Annotated in this window: 10 protein-coding genes; 7 read left to right on the top strand and 3 right to left on the bottom strand. The window is 74.7% G+C overall.

Annotated elements, in window-relative coordinates:
- Nucleotide 1 precedes the first annotated feature (1 nt).
- Genes ADL15_RS45945 through hypE form a run of 5 tightly spaced genes read left to right on the top strand, consistent with a single transcriptional unit; the run spans nt 2 to nt 5,192 of the window.
- On the top strand, nt 2-478 hold the full coding sequence (locus ADL15_RS45945; RefSeq protein ID WP_067706155.1) for a hydrogenase maturation protease: 477 nt from the start codon (nt 2-4) through the stop codon (nt 476-478).
- Nucleotides 475-2,784, top strand: coding sequence for a carbamoyltransferase HypF (gene hypF, locus ADL15_RS45940; protein WP_067706153.1), 2,310 nt, complete (start codon nt 475-477; stop codon nt 2,782-2,784). The genes ADL15_RS45945 and hypF overlap by 4 nt, the downstream gene beginning before the upstream one ends.
- Before the next feature lies 1 nt (nt 2,785).
- A complete protein-coding gene (locus ADL15_RS45935) occupies nt 2,786-3,034 on the top strand; it encodes a HypC/HybG/HupF family hydrogenase formation chaperone (protein WP_067706151.1) in 249 nt (82 codons plus the stop codon).
- Entirely contained in the window at nt 3,031-4,140 is a 1,110-nt protein-coding gene (hypD, locus tag ADL15_RS45930; RefSeq protein ID WP_067706149.1) for a hydrogenase formation protein HypD, read from the top strand. The genes ADL15_RS45935 and hypD overlap by 4 nt, the downstream gene beginning before the upstream one ends.
- A complete protein-coding gene (gene hypE / locus ADL15_RS45925) occupies nt 4,137-5,192 on the top strand; it encodes a hydrogenase expression/formation protein HypE (RefSeq protein ID WP_067706147.1) in 1,056 nt (351 codons plus the stop codon). Before hypD ends, hypE begins: the two co-directional genes overlap by 4 nt.
- A 16-nt stretch (nt 5,193-5,208) precedes the next feature.
- On the opposite strand, the gene ADL15_RS45920 is transcribed toward hypE, so the two are convergent.
- Entirely contained in the window at nt 5,209-5,508 is a 300-nt protein-coding gene (locus ADL15_RS45920; protein ID WP_157442013.1) for a hypothetical protein, read from the bottom strand.
- A 235-nt stretch (nt 5,509-5,743) separates the two neighbouring features.
- Here ADL15_RS45920 and ADL15_RS45915 point away from each other — a divergent pair, with 235 nt between their 5' ends.
- Nucleotides 5,744-7,945 (top strand): glycosyltransferase family 2 protein, encoded by a 2,202-nt coding sequence (locus ADL15_RS45915; protein ID WP_067706144.1) that lies wholly within the window; start codon nt 5,744-5,746, stop codon nt 7,943-7,945.
- 130 nt (nt 7,946-8,075) lie between these two features.
- A complete protein-coding gene (locus tag ADL15_RS45910; protein ID WP_067706142.1) occupies nt 8,076-9,581 on the top strand; it encodes a long-chain-fatty-acid--CoA ligase in 1,506 nt (501 codons plus the stop codon).
- A gap of 59 nt (nt 9,582-9,640) precedes the next feature.
- On the opposite strand, the gene ADL15_RS45905 is transcribed toward ADL15_RS45910, so the two are convergent.
- Nucleotides 9,641-12,325: a bifunctional acetate--CoA ligase family protein/GNAT family N-acetyltransferase gene (locus tag ADL15_RS45905; protein ID WP_067706140.1), complete on the bottom strand. Its 2,685-nt coding sequence runs from the start codon at nt 12,323-12,325 to the stop codon at nt 9,641-9,643.
- Nucleotides 12,322-13,212: a universal stress protein gene (locus tag ADL15_RS45900; RefSeq protein ID WP_067706138.1), complete on the bottom strand. Its 891-nt coding sequence runs from the start codon at nt 13,210-13,212 to the stop codon at nt 12,322-12,324. Before ADL15_RS45900 ends, ADL15_RS45905 begins: the two co-directional genes overlap by 4 nt.
- Between the last annotated feature and the right edge of the window lie 117 nt (nt 13,213-13,329).

Here is a 13,329-nt window from a genome sequence, read left to right as displayed (position 1 = left end):
CGTGGACGGCCGGCGAGTGGTCATCGGCCTGGGCAACGAGTACCGCCGCGACGACGCCTTCGGCCTGCGGGTGCTGGGCGAACTGGCCGATCGGCAGGCGTACGACAGCCGCCTGCGCGGCGTGGACCTGCGGATCAGCGACGGTGAACCGACCCGGTTGCTGGACGCGTGGGCCGGCGCCGGGCTGGCCGTCGTGATCGACGTCGCCGACGCGGGCGGGCGCCGCCCCGGTGAGTGGACCGAGCGGGATCTTCCGGACGGTGCGGAGCTGTCCGGTGCGGCCGCGGCGTCCGGGCACGCCATCGGGCTGGGCACCACCCTCGCCCTCGGCCGGGCCCTGGGACGGCTACCCGACCGGCTGGTCGCGCTGGTCACCTTCGCCGACCAGTTCGGCTTCGGCACCGAGCTCAGCGTCCCGGTCGCCGCCGCGGTGCAACCGGTGGTGGACCGGGTCTGCGCGCTGGTGGGCACCCGGTGACCGCGGTCGGCGAGGTACCGGCCTGGCGGGTGCGGGTGCGCGGCACCGTGCAGGGTGTCGGCTTCCGGCCCTTCGTGCACCGGGTCGCGACCGGGCTCGGGCTCGACGGCGCGGTCCGCAACGACGGCGGTGAGGTGGTCATTGAGGTCGCCGGCCCGGAGGCGGCGGTGCGGCGGCTGGTCGGGTTGCTGCGCCGGGAGGCACCGGCCGCGGCCGTGGTCACCGAGGTCACGGTCAGCCGGGCGGCCACCGTGCCGGCTCCCGGGTTCCGGGTGACCCCCAGCGATCCCGGAGCCACCCCGTACGGTTTCGCCGGGCTCCCGGCCGACCTCGCCACCTGCCCGGACTGCCGTCGCGAGCTGTTCTCCGCGGCCGACCGGCGCTACCGCTACCCGTTCGTCAACTGCACCGCCTGCGGCCCGCGCGCCACCATCGTGGACGACCTGCCCTACGACCGGGTACGCACCGCGATGGCCGGGTTCCGGCTCTGCCGCCGGTGCGCGGCCGAATACCACGACCCGGCGGACCGGCGGTTCCACGCCGAGCCGGTGGCCTGTCCGCGCTGTGGTCCCCGGCTGGCCTGGACGGCCGGGCGCCGCACCGCGGCCGGCCCGGCGGCGCTCGCGGCGGCGACCACGGCGATCGCGGACGGCCGGATCGTCGGGCTGAAGGGTCTCGGCGGCTACCAGCTGGTCTGCGACGCGCTGAACCCGGCCGCGGTAGACCGGCTGCGGCAGCGTAAACGGCGCCCCCGCAAACCGTTCGCCGTGATGGTCCCGGACCTGGCCACCGCCACCCTGATCGCCGGGGTGACCGCGGCGGACCGGGTGGTGCTGACCTCCCCGGCCCATCCCGTCGTGCTGCTGCCGGTCCGCCCCGCGCGGCGGCTGGCCGCGGCGGTGGCCCCCGGCCTGGACCGGGTCGGGTTGTTCCTGCCGTACACGCCACTGCACCATCTGCTGCTCCACGACCTCGGCCGGCCCCTCGTGGTGACCAGCGGCAACCGGGCCGACGAGCCGATCGCCATCGACGACGCCGCCGCCGCGGAGCGGCTGGCCGGGATCGCCGACGGCATCCTCAGGCACGACCGCCCGATCCGGGCCCGCTACGACGACTCGGTGGTGCAGGTGGTCGACGGCGTCCGGCGGACGATCCGCCGGGCCCGCGGGTACGCGCCCGGCGCGCTGCCGTTGCCGGTCCCGGCGCGGCGCCCGATCCTGGCGGTCGGCGCCCAGCTCAAGCACACCTTCGCGCTGGCCCGCGGGGACCAGGCGCTGATCGGCCCGCACGGCGGTGACCTGGCCGACGCCGACACGCTGGCCGCGTTCCACTCCGGCGTGGCGCGGCTGGGCCGCCTGCACCGGTTCCGGGCCGAGGTGGTGGCCCACGACCTGCACCCCGACTACCTGTCCACCGGGTACGCCCGCGAGATCGCGCCGGCCACCCAGCGGATCGGCGTGCAGCACCACCACGCCCACGTGGTGTCGTGCGCGGCCGAGAACGGCGTGCACGGCCGGTTCCTCGGCGTGGCCTACGACGGGCTGGGTTTCGGCGACGACGGCACGCTCTGGGGCGGCGAGGTGTTGCTCGCGACGTACGCGGGATTCCGGCGGCTCGGCCGGTTCGGGCGGGCGCCGCTGCCGGGCGGGGCGAGCGCGGTGCACCGGCCGGCCCGGATGGCGCTCGGCTACCTGTACGGCGGCGAGTTCCCGATCCCGGCCACCCCCGCGCCGGCGCTGCTCGGCCGGATGCCCGCCACCGAGCGGGCCACCGTCCGGCGGATGGTCGAGCGCGGCGTGCACAGCCCGCCGGCCTCCAGCGCCGGACGGTTCTTCGACGCCGCGGCGAGCCTGCTCGACCTCTGCGACGACGCCGGCTACGAGGGTGAGGCCGCCGTGCTGCTGGAGACGGCCGCGCGGGCCGCGACCGGTCCGGTCCCGGCGCTGCCCTGGAGGCTGACCCGGGCCGCCGGCCTCTGGGTGTACGACTGGTCGGGCACCCTGGGCGCCCTGCTGATCCGGCTCGCGGCCGGGGTGCCGGTGGCCGAGCTGGCCGCCGCGGTCCACCGCACGGTCATCGACGTGACCGTGGAGTTCTGTGTCCGCGCCGCCGACCGGACCGGTGTCTGGGTGGTCTGCCTCTCCGGCGGCTGCCTGCAGAACCGGCTGCTGGCCGCCGGCCTGCCCGCGGCGCTGCGGGCGGCCGGGTTCACCGCGGTGCTCAACCGGGACGTGCCGGCCAACGACGGCGGCATCAGCTACGGCCAGGCGGTGGTCGCCGCCGCCCGGCTCGGGAAGGGAGGCTGACGTGTGCCTGGGCATCCCCGGGCGGATCACCGAGGTCGAGCGGTGCGACGGGCTGCGCACCGGCACCGTCGACTTCGGCGGGGTCCGCAAGCAGGTCTGCCTGGCCTACACCCCGGACGCCGGGCCGGGCGACTACGTGATCGTCCACGTCGGCTTCGCGATCAGTGTCGTGGATCCGGACGAGGCGGCCCGCACCCTCGCCGTGCTGCGGGCCATGGACGGCGTGCTGGAACAGGAGCTGGGCCCGTGAGGTACCTCGACGAGTACCGCGATCCGGTGCTGGCCCGGGCGCTGCTGAGCGAACTCGGCCGGGTGGTCACCCGCCCGTGGACGCTGATGGAGGTGTGCGGCGGGCAGACCCACACCATCGTCCGGCAGGGCATCGACGAGCTGCTGCCGGACGGCGTCCGCATGATCCACGGTCCGGGATGCCCGGTCTGCGTCACCCCGCTGGAGGTCCTGGACCGGGCGATGGCGATCGCCCAGCGGCCGGGAACCATCCTGACCAGCTTCGGCGACATGCTGCGGGTGCCGGGCTCGCGCACCGACCTGCTGGCGCTGCGGGCCCGGGGCGCGGACGTCCGGGTCGTCTACTCCCCGATGGACGCCGTCGCGCTGGCCCGCCGGACCCCGGACCGGCAGGTGGTGTTCCTCGCCGTCGGGTTCGAGACGACCGCCCCGGCGAACGCCATGGCCGTGCTGCACGCCGCCGCGCTGGGCCTGACGAACTTCACCGTGCTGGTCAGCCACGTCCTCGTGCCGCCCGCGATGACCGCGGTACTGCGCGCCCCGGACTGCCGGGTGCAGGCGTTCCTGGCCGCCGGGCACGTCTGCGCGGTGATGGGCTGGACCGAGTACGAGCCGATCGCCGCCGAGCACCGGGTCCCGATCGTGGTGACCGGATTCGAACCGCTGGACCTGCTGGAGGGCATCCTGATGGCGGTCCGTCAGCTCGAGCAGGGCCGGCACGAGGTCGAGAACCAGTACGCCCGCGCGGTGCGCCGGGACGGCAACCAGGCCGCGCGGCAGGCCATCAGCCGGGTCTTCCGGGTCACCGACCGGGCCTGGCGCGGCATCGGCACGATCCCCGGCAGCGGCTTGACGCTGACCGACGAGTTCGCCGCCTTCGACGCTCGGCGCCGTTTCGACGTCGGCCACCTGCTGGTGCGCGAACATCCGGACTGTGTGGCCGGCGACATCCTGACCGGGGCCAGGACGCCGCTCGACTGTGCCGCCTACGGCACCGCCTGCACCCCGCGCACGCCGCTGGGCGCGCCGATGGTGTCGGCCGAGGGGACGTGCGCCGCCTACTACACCGCGGGGCGCCGTGCCGTCCCGCCGACAGGAGTGTCATGACCATCGTCGATCCCGCTGCTGGTTCCTGCCCGGTGCTGCTTCCGGAGTCCGAACGGGTGCTGCTCGGCCACGGCTCCGGTGGCCGGCTCTCCGCGGAACTGATCAGCGAGGTGCTGCTGCCCGGGCTGGGCCCGGCGGCGCCGGGCGGTCCGCTCGAGGACGCCGCGTTGGTCACCGTTGGCGGGTGCGAGCTGTTGCTGAGCACCGATGCGTACGTCGTGGACCCGCTGTTCTTCCCCGGCGGCGACATCGGGGCGCTCGCCGTGCACGGCACGGTCAACGACCTGGCCATGCGGGCCGGACTGCCGGTGGCGCTCACCGTCGCGTACGTCGTGGAGGAGGGCCTGCCGCTGACCGACCTGCGCCGGGTGGCCGCGTCGGTCGGCGCTGCCGCGGCGGCCGCCGGTGTCCCGGTGGTGACCGGGGACACCAAGGTGGTCGGGCGGGGCGCCGCGGACCGGCTCTTCGTGATCACCGCCGGGCTGGGCCGCCGGCTGCCCGGCGCCGCGCCCACCGCGGCGGGCGCCCGGCCCGGTGACGTCGTGCTGCTCTCCGGGCCGATCGGGTGCCACGGCGTGACCGTGCTGAGCACCCGGGAGGGACTCGGCTTCGAGTCCGACGTCGCGTCGGACTCGAAGCCGCTGCACCGGCTGGTCGCCGACATGATCGCCGCCGGTGGGACGGGTGTGCACGCCCTGCGGGATCCCACGCGGGGCGGCCTGGCGGCGGCGGTGAACGAGATCGCGGCCGCGTCCGGGGTCGGCGTCGAGCTCGTCGAGGCCGCGCTGCCGGTCCCCGAACCGGTCCGGGCGGCGTGCGAGATGCTCGGGATCGACCCGGCGTACGTGGCCAACGAGGGCTGCCTGGTGGCGTTCGTCGCGCCGGAGCGGGCGGACGCGGTGCTGACCGCGATGCGAGCGCGGCCGGAGGGGGCCGCGGCCGTCCGGATCGGTGCGGTGACCGACGGCGGACCGGTGCTGGTCCGGACGATGGTCGGCGCACGCCGCGTGCTCGACCTGCCGCTCGGCGAGCAGCTGCCACGGATCTGCTGATCGGCGGCCGCCGGTGTCACGGGCAGGCGCCGGACCCGCCGCTCTCCGGGACCGACATCGGGTGCCGCTGGTCGTCGCGCTCGGCCAGCCGGGTGAGGGCTTGCCGGTACTGCGGCCGGCTGATCTCCCCGGCGAGGAGCTGGCGGGTCAGCGTGCCCTCCGGGGTCGTCGGCCCGGTGTGGCTGTCGTCCCCGGTGCTGCCCTGTCCCGGCCCGGCGTCGGTGCGCGGGGCCGCCTCGGGCCAGAACGCCACAGCCGCGGTGAGGAACACGGCGACGCTGGTGATGATCAGGATCAGCACGGAAACCACCTCCATCGATGCCAGCATCGCGCCGCGGGCGCCTTGATCAGCAGGGACCTAGGTCCCGTTCACGGTGTCCGGAGCGGTCGCCCGGCGGAGTCTTCGTACCCTGTCGCGGGTCGCCGGCGCCGCGCAGCATGGTGGTGATGCCCGGGAACCAGCCGGTGCGACGTCCGGCGCCGCGGACCGTCGCGAACGTTCCTGCCGCGGCGGTGACGGAGGCGCTCGTCGCTGCGAGAGAGGCGGGCCGATGGTAGCCGCACTGCTGCTGGCGGGAATCGTGGCCGCGCCACTGAGTTCCCTGATCCTGTTCCTTCCGGCGCGGCCTGCCCGGCATGTCACCGGGACCGGGGCGGCGCTCCGGCGGCTGCTGCTCGCGCTCGCCGGCACCGTGGTCCTCGCCGCGGTCGTGTACGCCGCGCTCTCCCTGATGGACGTCCGGCCGCGGGTCGCGGCCGCCGTCGTGGTCATCTTCGGTACGGCGAGTCTGCTCTGGCTGCCGGCCACCCGGCGCTGGTCCGCCCGGGGTCACGTGGCCTGGGCCTCGAACGTCTTCCTCGGCGTGGCCTACCTGGTCTTCGTGATCCATTGGACGCTCACCGGCGGCCTGAGCCGGTGGGCCACCGCCGGCGGGCTGACGCTGTGCCTGCTCGAACTGATCGCGGCCGGTATGGCGGCGGCCTATCTGTGGGAGTTGTGCGACGCGCTCGGCACCGAACGGTGGCGGCGCCGGGTGCCGGTGGACCGTTCCCTGCGGCTCGCCCGGGAGACCAGGTCGCGGCCGCCCGCCGGGTTGCCGTTCGTCAGCCTGCACGTGCCGGCCCACAACGAGCCGCCGGAGATGGTGATCGACACACTGACCCGGATGTCGCGCATCGACTATCCCCGGTACGAGATCGTCGCGATCGACGACAACACCGCGGACGAGGCGCTGTGGCGGCCGGTGCAGCGGTGGTGTGCCACGCACGGGGTGAAGTTCATGCACCTGTCGGACTGGCCGGGTTACAAGTCGGGTGCACTCAACTACGCGTTCGGGGAGCTGATCGACCCGGCCACCGAGATCATCGGCGTGGTCGACTCCGACTACCGGATCGACAGCGGGTTCCTGCGCCAGTGCGTGCCGTTGTTCGACGACCCACGCGTCGGCTTCATCCAGGCGCCGCAGGACTACCGCGACTGGCAGTCGGTGCCCTATCTGCGCCGGCTCTACTACTCGTACCGCTACTTCTTCGCCGTCTCTCAGCCGTCCCGCAACGAACGCGACGGAGCGATCTTCGCCGGCACCATGGGCCTGATCCGGCGGGCGGCGCTGCACGACGTCGGCGGCTGGGACGAATGGTGCATCACCGAGGACGCCGAGTTGTCCCTGCGGTTGCTGCGGGCCGGCTGGTCCGGCCTGCACGTCGACGCGTCGATGGGCCGCGGGGTGATGCCGCTGACCTTCGAGGCGCTCAAGAGCCAGCGCTACCGGTGGTGCTTCGGTGGTATCCAGATGCTGCGGATGCACGTCCGGTCCCTGCTGCCGTGGCGCCGGACCCGGCACAACCGGCTCACGCCCGGGCAGCGCTGGGCGTACCTGTCGGGTGCACTGCAGTGGTACGGCGACCTGCTCGGCCTGGTCTTCTTCGTCCTCCTGCTCGCCGGGGCGACCAACCTCGCGACCGGTGGCGACCAGTTGTTCCGCCGGTTGTCGGTGTTCCTGGTCGCCACCGTCCCGGTGCTGATCCTGCTCGGTCTGCTGCGCGCCGTGGCGCTGCTGCGCCGGGAGACCGGCGCCACCTGGCGGGACGCCGCCGGTGCCTTCTTCGTCTGGCAGTCCACGTCGCTGGTGGTGGCCCGTGCCTCGGTGCAGGGCCTGTTCGCCCGGCGGGCCGAGTTCCTGCGCACGCCGAAGACCGGCGAGCACGAGACGGTCGGGCAGGCGCTGCGGGCGAACGGGGCGGAGACCATGCTCGCCGTGCTCGGCGCGGCCGGCATCGTCGCCGCGCTGACCCGGTTGGACACCTTGAGCGGGCCGTTGCTCGCCGGGCTGCTGGTCCTGCCGACGCTCGGCATGGCCGCCGCGCCGTTCAACAGTCTCGCCGCGCAGCGCGCGTTGCTGCCGCCGGAGCTGGCGGCCCGCCGCCGCTCGGAGTGGCAGCGGGACCGGCACGCGGTGCTGGCCGGCACCGGTGCCGGCCTCGCCCTGGCCGCCGCCGGTGCCGCGCTGTTCACCGCCCTGACGCTGCTGACGGCGACCGGATCCGGGCCGGTCACGCCGCCGGACCTCGACCCGGGGCCGCGCCCGGCGACTCCGGCACCGGCCAGCCCGCCCTCGTCGCCGTCGCCGTCCGCCCCCGCGTCGGCGACCGTCGAACCGAGCCCGTCGGAGAGTGCCGGCCCGCCGGCCGAGTCGCCGCCGGCCAGTTCACCCGCCCCGGCCGGCTCGCCGGAGGTCAGCCCGGCCGGGTAGCCGTTCCTCGTCCGTCTCGGCGGGCGGCAGCGCGGGACGGGACGTTCAGCCCTGCCGGGATCCGGTCCACCACGGTCACGGTGGAGGTGAATGCCTCTACGTGATCAAGTCCGTACCGAGAGGAGCCGACATGTTGAACCTGGCCGTGATATTGCGGGAGTCGGCCGTGGCCCACCCCGCCGCGCCGGCCCTCATCTTCGAAGGGCACAAGATCAGCTACGGCGAGCTGGATGCCCGGTCGGACGCGGTGGCGGCCGCCCTGACCGCCCAGGGCGTCCGGCCCGGCGACCGGATCGCCCTGCAACTGCCCAACGTTCCCGACTTCCCGGTCGCCTACTACGGCATCCTGAAGGCCGGGGCGATCGTGGTGCCGCTCAACGTGATGCTCCGGGCCCCGGAGATCGCCTATCAGCTGGCCGACTCCGGCGCCCGCGTCCTGATCACCTGGTCCGCCCTGCTGGACGAGGCCGCCAAGGGCGCGGCCGAGGCCGGCCTGACCGAGTTGTACGCGGCCGGCCCGGCCCCGTCCGGCGCGGCCCGCCCGTTCGCGGAGCTCACCGCCCCGTGCCCGGGACCGCTGCCGCTCGCCGACCGGGACGCCGGTGACGTCGCGGCCATCGTCTACACCTCCGGCACCACCGGCCGGCCCAAGGGCGCCGAGCTGACCAACCTGCAGCTCTACATGAACGCCGACATCCCGGGCCGGCTGTTCGACCTGCGCCGGGACGACGTGGTGATCACCGTGCTGCCGTTGTTCCACGTGTTCGGCATGTCCAGCACGATGAACGTCGGGATCCGTTTCGGCGCCGCGCTGTCACTGGTCCCGCGGTTCACCCCGGAAGCCGTGCTGACAACGATCACCAGGGACCGGGCCACCGTCTTCGACGGCGTGCCGACCATGTTCGCCGCCCTGCTGGCCCACCCGGACACCGCGGAGTACGACACCTCGTCGTTGCGGGTCTGCATCTCCGGCGGCGATGCCATCGCGGCGCGGGTGATCGACGGCTTCGAGCAGCGCTTCGGGGTGCCGATCCTGGAGGGGTACGGCATGACCGAGACGGCTGCCACCATCACGTTCAACCCAACCCCGCAGGATCGCCGGGTGTACAGCGTCGGCCGGCCGGTCTGGGGTGTCGAGGTGCAGGTCTGGGATCCGGACGGGCACCCGCTGCCGCCCGGGCGCGAGCACCTCGGCGAACTGGTCACCCGCGGCTACCACACCATGCGGGGTTACCACGGCGACCCGGCGGCCACCGCCGAGGCGTTCCAGGGCGGCTGGTTCCACACCGGTGACCTCGGCTACGCCGACACCGACGGCTACCTGTTCATCGTGGACCGGAAGAAGGAGATCATCATCCGGGGCGGGTACAACGTCTACCCGCGCGAGGTGGAAGAGGTGCTGCACCAGCATCCGGACGTGCTGACCGCGGCGGTGATCGGGATCCCCGACGAGCGTCTCGGTCAGGAGGTCAAGGCGTTCGTGGTGACCCGCCCGGGCCGGCCACAGGACGCGGACGCGGTCGTCGCGCACTGCCGCGAGCGGCTGGCCGCCTACAAGTACCCGCGCGTCGTCGAGTTCCGGGACAGCCTGCCGCTCAGCGGCGCCGGCAAGGTGCTCAAGAAGGTCCTGCACTGAGCTCATCGGGGCGGGCCGGGAACACACCGGTTCCGGCCCGCCCCGATGACCGATGGTGATCAATCAGCGGCACGCAGCCGCCGGAGGACGGGGTCGGGCTCGGCGCCGACCGGCGCCAGCCGAAGCTTGGCGTCCACCGCCGTCACCAGGTCCGGCCCGGCCAGCACCGGGTTCAGGTCCAGCTCCGCGACCTCGGGGTGGTCCTCGGCGAGCCGGGCCAGCCGCAGCAGCAGCTCCTCGAGTGCCCCGGTGTCGACCGGCGGCGCGCCCCGATAACCGGTGAGCAACGGCGCGCAGCGCAGCGAGCGCCACATCCGCCCGGCGTCCAGATCGGTCATCGGCACCAGCCGCAGCGCCCGGTCGGCGAGCAGGTCGGTCTGCACCCCGCCGAGCCCGAGCAGCACCAGGGAACCGAACAACGGGTCGTGGACCAGGCCGGCGACCAGCTCGACCGGCGCGCTGACCTGGTGTTGCACCAGCAGGCCGGCACCGGGTCGTCCAGCCGCGGCCACCGGCGCCCACGCCGCCCGGACCGCGTCCGGCCCGGTCAGTCCGGTCCGCACGCCACCGGTGTCGCTCTTGTGCACCACCTGCGGGTCCGCCGACTTGAGCACGACCGGGTAGCCGAGCCGGTCGGCCGCCGCGACCGCCGTGTCCGGGTCGGACACCGTGGCGGTGGTGAGGACGGGGATGCCGTACGTGGCCAGGATCTCCGCCGTCCGTTCGTACGGCTGCCAGCCGGTCTGCTCGGCCATCGCCTTGGTGATCAGAGCGCGGGCCCGGTCGGTGTCGATGCCGGGCAGCTCGGGACGACGCCCGAGGGGCTGGCGCTGCCACTGCGCGTGCGACCAGGCGTGCCCCATCGCCCGTACCGCGTGTTCCGGCAGCTCGTAGACGGGCACCCGGCGGGTGGCGAGGGTGGGCGGGGTGTCGCCGGCGCCGCCGGTCAGCACCACGGCCATCGGCAGGTGCGGGTACCGGTCGGCGATCGGCGCCAGGGCCGCGAGGATGGAGTCCGGCCGGTTGGCCCGGGTGCGGATGACGACGAACAACAGCAGGTCGGCGCTGCCGCTGCGGACCACCGCTTCGGCGACGGCCGCGAACGCCTCCGCCGACGCCCCGGCGCCCAGGTCGATCGGGTTGTCCAGTCCGGCGGCGTGCGGCGCCACCGCCGAGACCTCGGCCCGGACGTGTCCGGGCAGTGCCGGGACCTGCAGCCCGGCCGGCTCCGCGGCGTCGGCCGCGAGCACGTTGAGGCCGCCGGCGTTGCCGACCACGGCCAGGCGCGGCCCGGCCGGCGCGGGTTGATCGGTGAGCATCCGGGCGGCGTCCAGCAACTCACCGAGGGTGTCCGTGCGGATCACGCCCGCCTGGGCGAACAGCGCGTCGACCGTGGCCGCCGGCGCCGCGGCGGCCGCGGTGTGCGACGCGCCGGCCCGTCGCCCGGCGGCCGACCGGCCGCTCTTGATGGCCAGGACCGGCTTGCGCCGGGAGAGCGCCCGCACGGTACGGGCGAACTTGCGGGGATTGCCGAACGACTCCAGGTACAGCGCGACCGAGCGGGTGGCCGGGTCGTCGTACCAGTAGGCGATCAGGTCGTTGCCGCTGACATCCACCTTGTTGCCCAGCGAGACCAGCGTCGAGATGCCGCAGCCGGTACGGATGGCGTTCTGCACGACGGCGATCGCGACCGCCCCGGACTGCGCGGCCACGGCCAGTCCGCCGGGCGGCGGGGGAGCGGGGGCGAAGCTGGCGTCGAGACGGACCCGGGGATCGGTGTTGACCACGCCGAGGCAGTTCGGGCCGACCAGCCGGATGCCGTGCGACCGGGCCAGGGACAGCAGCGCGGCCTGCCGTGCCCGGCCCTCCGCGCCGGCCTCGGCGAATCCGGCGCTGAGCACGACCGCCGCCCGGGCCCCGGCCCGAGCGCCGTCGGTGAGCACGGCGGCGACCTGGTCAGCGGGCACCGCGACGACCAGCAGGTCCACCGGTGTGGGCAGGTCGGTCAGGCGCCGGAAGGCGGGCACACCGGCGACCGGCTCGCCGGATCGGTTGATCGCGTACAGGGTTCCGGTGAAGCCGTACTCCCGCAGGGCGCGCAGGGTCTCGTGGCCCGCCCGGCCGGGCCGGCGCCCGGCGCCCACGACCGCGACCGCGCCGGGACTCAGCAGCGCCCGCAGCGAGGCCCGCTCGGCGACGCGGTCGCGGACGTCCACCGCTTCCTCGGTGGCCTCGTCGTCGCCGGTGCGCAGGCGCACGTCGACCACGCCGTGGTCGAAGCTGCTGCGCGCCTGCGAGGTCAGGTCGCGGGCGACTCGCAACATGTCATGGTTGCCGGGCAGCACTTCGCCCTCCAGGTCGGTGATGCCGTGCCGCCGGGCCCGGACGGTCAGGTGCTCCAGCAGCAGGGTCGCGATGCCGCGGCCGTGGTGCCGGTCCGCGACGAAGACGGCGAACTCCGCGCGCGGCTCGTCGTCGACGCGTTCGCAGGAGGCGACACCGACCAGCTCGTCACCCTGGTGAGCGGCCATGACCAGGTGCCGCTCGGACTCCGGGCGGCACAACCGGTCCACCTCGGCGGCCAGGGTCGCGCTGCCGGGCGTGGCGAAGAAGCGCAGGCGCAGGTTCTCCGGGGACGCCTCGGCGTACAGGACAGTGACCTGGCGGCGGTCAGCGGCGGTGAGCGGCCGGATCGAGATGATCCCGCCGTCCGCGGTGAGCGCGTCCACGGTCTCGGTGCTCATCGGTGATCCCGGCGTTGCCGATCCAGGTAGACCGGGCAGTCGGCGTGCTGCAGCAGTTGCAGGCCGGTCGATCCGAGCAGCGATCCGGCGACCACACCGTGCCCGCGGCTGCCGACCACCACCAGCTGCGCGCTCCGGGAGACGCCGGTCAGCAGACCGGCGGCGCCGTCGTGCGAGAGCAGCGTCTCGACCGGCACCTCCGGGAACTTCATCCGCCACGGCGCGAGCTGCGCTTCCAGCCGGTCCCGTTCGGCGGTGTCCTGCTCGGGAGTCCGGACGCTCTGGGGTGCCACGTCGCGGTAGTGGTACTGCAACGGCACCACCGGCAGGTAGGAACGGATCACCTCGAGCCCGGTGCCGCGGTCGGCGGCGGCGGTGAACGCGGTGGCCAGGACGTGGCCGGCGGCGGCCGAGTCGTCGACCCCGGCGGCCACCGGGCCGTCGGTGGCGCCGGAGCGGCCCCGGACCACCACCACCGGACCGGGCGCGTGGGTGGCGACGCGCTGACCGACCGAGCCGAGCAGCAGGCCGGCGAACCCGCCGTGGCCCCGGTGGCCCAGCACCAGCAGGTCCACGTCGTCGTCGGCCGCGGCGGCCAGTAGCCGGGCGGCCGGGTCGCCGACCAGGGTGACCCCGGTGACCGGCACGTCCGGCGCGGCGGCCCGGGCGGCGGCGGTGGCAGCGGCGGTGACGTCCTCCGCCGCCCGGCGGACCGTCGCCGCCTGCGTACCGTGAATGTCGTAGCGGGCCATGGTCCAGTCCCAGTCCAGGACGTGCGCCACGGAGAGCCGGCAGTGCTGGCGTGCGGCCTCGGCGGCCGCCCACCGTACTGTCGCCTCTCCGCTGGCGGCGCCGTCGGTGGCGACCATGATGGTGGGGGTTCGCATCTCTCCTCCTTCTCGTCCTCCCTCATCGTCGATCGATGCCGGCCCGGTGCGGCAGGGCGGGAGGTCCCGTCCGGGCGGGCCGTTGGCCATCGCGGCAGGCGGGAACACGAGCGGCCG

Source organism: Actinoplanes awajinensis subsp. mycoplanecinus (assembly GCF_001509495.1).
Classification (GTDB): Bacteria; Actinomycetota; Actinomycetes; order Mycobacteriales; family Micromonosporaceae; genus Actinoplanes; species Actinoplanes palleronii.
This window is presented reverse-complemented; position numbering and strand designations above follow the sequence as displayed.

Bases quoted from the DNA above. Each gene is read 5' to 3' on its own strand.
- hypE (WP_067706147.1), top strand. From the start codon at position 4,137: ATGACCATCGTCGATCCCGCTGCTGGTTCCTGCCCGGTGCTGCTTCCG.
- ADL15_RS45910 (WP_067706142.1), top strand. From the start codon at position 8,076: ATGTTGAACCTGGCCGTGATATTGCGGGAGTCGGCCGTGGCCCACCCC.
- ADL15_RS45915 (WP_067706144.1), top strand. From the start codon at position 5,744: ATGGTAGCCGCACTGCTGCTGGCGGGAATCGTGGCCGCGCCACTGAGT.
- ADL15_RS45905 (WP_067706140.1), bottom strand. From the start codon at position 12,325: ATGAGCACCGAGACCGTGGACGCGCTCACCGCGGACGGCGGGATCATC.
- ADL15_RS45900 (WP_067706138.1), bottom strand. From the start codon at position 13,212: ATGCGAACCCCCACCATCATGGTCGCCACCGACGGCGCCGCCAGCGGA.
- ADL15_RS45920 (WP_157442013.1), bottom strand. From the start codon at position 5,508: ATGGAGGTGGTTTCCGTGCTGATCCTGATCATCACCAGCGTCGCCGTG.